Here is a 5075-nt window from a genome sequence, read left to right as displayed (position 1 = left end):
GCTGGACCGCTCTGCTCTTGCCGCCCATCTGCGCCAGATGCAGGCCGCAATGCCCCTGACACCATCGGTGATCGATGAATGCAGAGCCAGTGAGCGCTGGTGAGCCAATGATGCTGGCCAACGCATGATCTACCTCGACACCAGCGTGGTGGTTGCCCTCTTGACCCGGGAGGAGCGCAGCCCCCTTGCACTGGACTGGTTGGAGCAGTGCAACGACAGCCTGATCAGCAGCGACTGGCTGATCACCGAGACCCACAGCGCCCTGGGCATCAAGCAGCGCCAGCATGGCCTCAGCCCCCATGCGCGCCAAGCCGCGGCAGCCCAGTTCGAGCGGCTGTTGCAGGGCGGCCTGGAACTGCGTTGTCTCGACCGCGGCCGTTTCCGAGAGGCTGCCGAGCTGCTGCACGATCCAGCCCTTGGCCTGCGGGCCGGAGATGCCCTGCACCTGGCCGTCGCCCTGCACAGCCGCTGCTCCCATCTGGCCAGCTTCGATGGGCGGATGCAGCAAGCTGCAACTTCCCTGGGCCTAAGCACGGCATTGGACTAGCGCAACGGCCAGATCCTTCATCATGGGAGGGAGTCGCACGCCAACCATGACCCAGCAGGCCTTTGAGCGGGGCGACTGGCAGACCGTGATCGACGCCCATCCCCTGGAGAGCCACGATCCGGCCGAATGGCTGCGCTACGGGGTGGCACTACTGCAAACGCTGACCCCTGGCGCCGAGGCGGGCAAGCAGCAACAGCAGGCGGCCTTGGCCTTTGTGCAGGCGCAGAGGGAGGGTGCGAGCGAGGAGGCGGTGGCGGCGGCGCAGCAGCAGGCGGTGATGTTGAGCTTGGGACAGTCGTTGCTGCTAGCGGGGCTACGCAAGGAAGGACTGGAGGTGGTAGAGCGACAACTGCCTGATTGGTTGGCTGAGCGCGATCGTGCGGCTCGGGGGCGGCTGCTGGCAGGGCAGTTGCTGGTGCAGGCGGGGGCCTGGAAGGAGGCAGAAACCCTGCATGCAGAAGCCGTACGGGCGATCGATCCAGCGCGACTGGCCCCAGAACAGCTGGCTGCAGAACTGCAGATCCTGCGCACCGAAAGCGAACTGCTCTCCCATGAACTCAGCCTGGCGTTGAGCCATGGTGCGCTGGCCGCATCAGGGAGCATGCCGCAGGCGCCGGCTCAGGACGAAGGTCCCCAGCGCTGGCAGAGTCTCAGCCGCTCGCAGCTGGGGCAGGACCTATGGGTGCTGGAGCAGTTGGGCTGGAAGCAGGGCGGCTACTTCGTGGAATTCGGCGCCACCGATGGGGTGCTGCTGAGCAACAGCTGGCTGCTGGAGAAGCACTTCAGCTGGCGGGGGATCTGCGCCGAGCCCAATCCCAAGTTGTTTGAGCGCCTGCAGCAGAACCGCTCCTGCCGCCTCAGCCCCGCTTGCGTGTATCGCACCAGCGGTGAGCGGATGCAGTTTGTGCTGGCCGATGCCTACGGGGGCCTGGAACACCTGGGCCAGGATGACCAACACGTGGACAAGCGCAATGCCTATGCGGCTGTGGGCGATCTGATCGAGGTGACCACCACTTCGCTGATGGATCTGCTGGATCAGCAGGAGGCACCAGTGGTGATTGATTACCTCAGCATCGACACCGAAGGCAGCGAGCTGGCGATTCTGGAAGGGATCGACTGGAATCGCTATCAGTTCCGCTGCATCACGGTGGAGCACAACTTCACCGAGCAGCGGCAGGGGATCCAGACGTTGCTGGAGGCCCAGGGTTATCAGCGTCGCGAACAGCAGTGGGATGACTGGTATTGGAAATCAGAGTTGTGTTGATTTCAGTCATTCAAGCCCTCGGAAGGGGTTCTTAATGCTAGCGGCTGCCATTCCCGAGAGTGACCCTTCCAAGATCCATTTGCCCTCGCGAACGGAATCGGTAGAGGCTAGATCAGTCGGGCAAGCCATAAAGTTTGTAATCTGCATTATGCATAGATTGGATTAAAGATTCTACCTCGTTGCCGATGATTGACTTATCGACATTGGGAGCCTGCGACTTTTCCAGCCAAGGAAATTCCGTGGCATCGAGCCCAAGTTTCTTGGCCAATTCGCGAACCATTCCTTCGATTTCTTGGTACAAGAAGATCCGGCCAACTTCGTTTCCCAGCATGTTTCCATATAGCGCGCCATTTTGAAAGTGAAAGCAGAGCTCGGAAGAAAGGCTGAGAAGGCTTTCGCGGCTGCTGAATCTATGATCGTGCTCAAGTATTGGCTCTGGTCCAAATCTAGCTATGTAGCTTTTGATTTCCAAGAGGCCGTTTGCTCCGGTCTCTACGCCAAAATACTCAGGAAATTTCAGCATGGATATGAATCTGGAAATGGGGCTGCGAACAATTGAGAACTTAAAGTATTTTGTCCAGTATTCTGCGTATAACTTCTTTGCTTCAAGACCAGTAAGGTGCTTTTCTCGTGGGTTGATAAACCACTGATCACAACCCTGGATCCAATGTTCAACAGATGTCCCTGCGGTTCTAGGGATATGGATGAATATGCATTGGTGCTTGTGAGAGATCACGAGTGATTAATTCCGCTAGGCTTGTACTTGTATTAATGGCGCGAAGAAGCGGGGTGAATTGTGCCCGGCTCAAGCTATCGGCGGCCTGAGCTCCTCCAGCATCACAGCCAGCGCTTCACTCAATTGGAGCCGGTTGCGGGAGGTGTCTGCGAGGAGGAATCGGCACTGAGCAGCAAGGTATCCATTCTGGATTCGAGCTCGGCGAGCCGCCTGTTCTCGATCTCGAGCTGCTTCAAGCGTTTGTCCCGTTCGAGCTCTCTCTGCTCGAACTCGCTCTCGAGCAGCTTCGTGCGCCTCTCGCTCTCGCGTCCACGCATCTCGATGTCGTAGACGGGACGCCAGTTGAACATCGCCAGCAAGCGCCGCCAGGGCGGCAATGTGGAGACCCATGTTGATCTGTCAGAACAGCCCCTGCTCATGGGCCGGGAGTCTGCGGAAGCGGGAGAGCTTGTCATCGCCGTAGTTGGTGGTGAACGAAATCAGGAGCAGCAGGGCGCCAGCAACAAGGGTTGACCAGCACTGACGATCCAGCAGCCGAGGGGGCGGTGCTGAATCAGGTTGCCCCGAAAGGCTTTGAACATCTGTCATCACCGTAGCGAGCTCGAACCAGCGCCGATCAACCCCATAGTACACAAGTACTGCCGCGGGTCCTCCGTGTTTTCACGGGTGTTCCAGCCAAGCGCCTGCGGCGGGTGCTCGCGAGCGCCCCCGCCCCCTCCCGGCGGGCACCGCCACGCCGGAGGCCCTACCCCTCTGATGTGACCCCCTTTGCTGCTCCAGTTCTTATGAGAGCTAGTGGGGTGATCAAGCCGCTCTCCATTGCTGGAGGACTTCCAGGGGCGTACGCCCCTGGAGAGCCGAATGCGGTCTGTAGACGTTGTACTCGATCCGGTGCTGCTCTGCCAGCAGCTTTGCTTCTTGCAGCGAGCCAAATAGCTCGATATTGAGGAATTCATCCCTAAAGCGGCCATTGAATGACTCCACAAATGGATTCTCCCAGGGTGAGCCTGGTGGGATGTACGCCGTTCCCGTACCACTGCCTGTGCACCACTCCTGCAATGCGTGGGCGATGAACTCAGGGCCATTGTCCATCCGCAGGTGAGTGGGCGGTGGATACAGCTTGAGTAGCTCCTCGATCGTGTCGATCACATCCACAGCCTTACAGCGGCGGCCCACCCGAATCGCTAGGCAGACGCGGCTGAATTCATCGATCACGTTCAGGAACTTGAGGGTGCGGCCGTCCATCGTCTGGTCGAACTGGAAGTCAATCGCCCAGACCTGGTGAGGGTATTCAGAACGCAACAGCTCCCTGCCGCCACCGGTAGGCCGAGAGCGCTTGCGCCTGCGAGGCAGGGGTCTTTGGAGCCCTTCCTCACGCCAGATCCGTTGCACTCGCTTGTGATTGATGCTCCAGCCATCAAGCCTCAGCCGCCGGTAAACAAGCCGCCGGCCCCAGCGCACATGGCGCCGCGCCAGCTCACGGATCCGACTGCGCAGCTTCTGCTCCTCGATGTCTGCCAGTGGCACAGGGCGCCGCTGGGTATTGCGGTGTTGACCTGTCAACCGGCAGGCACGCCGCTGGGAAACCCGGAATCGATCCTGCAGAACCACCACGGCCCTGCGACGACGCTCCGGGCTTAGAAGTTTCCCGTCGCACCGCAAGGTGCGCCTCACAGCGCAACAAGCTCCTTGAGCATTGCCTTATCCAGTTCAGCATCTGCGAGTAACCGCTTGAGGCGGGTGTTCTCCAGCTCAAGCTCCTTGAGGCGTTTGGCCTCAGTCGCTTTCATCCCGCCATATAGCTGCTGCCAGCGGTAATAAGTCGGAGCTGAGACCTCCAGAGCCCTGCAGACATCGGCGACGGTTTGGCCTTGGTTAAGCAGTTGTTCCGCGGTGCGCAGCTTGCGGATGATCTGCTCGGGGTTGTGGCGTTTGCGTTTCATGGGGCTTCTCCTGGCCAATTCTGGCCGGTAGGAAAGCTCTCATAAGGACTGGCTCAGTTTCCGGGGTCCACATCAGCTCCTCAGGAACCTCGCGGATGTCGTATTCCCATAGCAGGCAGGGAATGGCTTATCGGCTTTTGGACATAAAAAATGTATCAAGCCCTCTCTGGAGCTCGGACACAGGTCAAAATAAGCCTCATGAGTGAAGGAATTAACAAATGGGGTCATGACTCAAGCATTGCCACCTCAGTGATCAGCTCGATGCAGGCGAATGGGCGCATGGTGGGCAGCTCGATCGGGGCCTCTTCCATGGCCGGGTCGCTGAGCGCAACCCACTGATGCAGGAGATGAATCCTCAGCATGGTTGCTAGTGGGTAAGAGGGCCAGCCGCCTTTGCTGCTGACTTTTAAATACAAAGGTTGATCAGAGCATGGGCTGCCAGGGCACCACTTGATCCATCTCGTCTAGTAATTTTTTCTTACTTGATGCGCTTTTTTGCGGTGGTCTGCTCGCAATCAGGGTGATCCACCTGCTTGCCGCCCATCACCCCAGTTCTGGCATTGGTTTATACCCCAATTCTGGTTA

At 59.0% G+C, this 5075-nt stretch carries 5 protein-coding genes and 3 pseudogenes; 3 read left to right on the top strand and 5 right to left on the bottom strand.

Annotated features, from left to right (window positions below; translation table 11 throughout):
• Positions 1-124: 124 nt before the first annotated feature.
• Entirely contained in the window at positions 125-547 is a 423-nt protein-coding gene (locus KBY74_RS13640) for a type II toxin-antitoxin system VapC family toxin (protein ID WP_254943170.1), read from the top strand.
• Between the two features lie 46 nt (positions 548-593).
• Positions 594-1811, top strand: coding sequence for an FkbM family methyltransferase (locus KBY74_RS13635; protein ID WP_254943169.1), 1218 nt, complete (start codon positions 594-596; stop codon positions 1809-1811).
• A gap of 112 nt (positions 1812-1923) precedes the next feature.
• Here KBY74_RS13635 and KBY74_RS13630 read toward each other — a convergent pair whose 3' ends face one another.
• The 3 genes and pseudogenes from KBY74_RS13630 to KBY74_RS13625 all read right to left on the bottom strand — a co-directional run bounded on the left by KBY74_RS13630 (position 1924) and on the right by KBY74_RS13625 (position 2906).
• The gene (locus KBY74_RS13630; protein ID WP_254943168.1) at positions 1924-2334 is read right to left on the bottom strand and encodes a hypothetical protein; all 411 of its coding nucleotides are present in this window, start codon (positions 2332-2334) and stop codon (positions 1924-1926) included.
• Between the two features lie 9 nt (positions 2335-2343).
• Positions 2344-2547, bottom strand: a pseudogene (locus KBY74_RS13945) (hypothetical protein); the annotation flags it as partial.
• 119 nt (positions 2548-2666) lie between these two features.
• Entirely contained in the window at positions 2667-2906 is a 240-nt protein-coding gene (locus KBY74_RS13625) for a hypothetical protein (protein ID WP_254943167.1), read from the bottom strand.
• On the opposite strand from KBY74_RS13625, the gene KBY74_RS13620 reads away from it, so the two are divergent.
• The gene (locus tag KBY74_RS13620; RefSeq protein WP_254943166.1) at positions 2890-3060 is read left to right on the top strand and encodes a hypothetical protein; all 171 of its coding nucleotides are present in this window, start codon (positions 2890-2892) and stop codon (positions 3058-3060) included. The genes KBY74_RS13625 and KBY74_RS13620 overlap by 17 nt on opposite strands.
• Before the next feature lie 291 nt (positions 3061-3351).
• Here KBY74_RS13620 and KBY74_RS13615 read toward each other — a convergent pair.
• Positions 3352-4490 (bottom strand): annotated as a pseudogene (locus KBY74_RS13615) (IS3 family transposase).
• Between the two features lie 266 nt (positions 4491-4756).
• Positions 4757-4879, bottom strand: a pseudogene (locus tag KBY74_RS13940) (transposase); the annotation flags it as partial.
• Between the last annotated feature and the right edge of the window lie 196 nt (positions 4880-5075).

The organism is Cyanobium sp. A1C-AMD (genome assembly GCF_024346495.1).
Taxonomy (GTDB): domain Bacteria; phylum Cyanobacteriota; class Cyanobacteriia; order PCC-6307; family Cyanobiaceae; genus Cyanobium_A; species Cyanobium_A usitatum.
The sequence above is the reverse complement of the archived record's forward strand: the minus strand, read 5'-3'. Positions and strand labels throughout refer to the sequence as shown.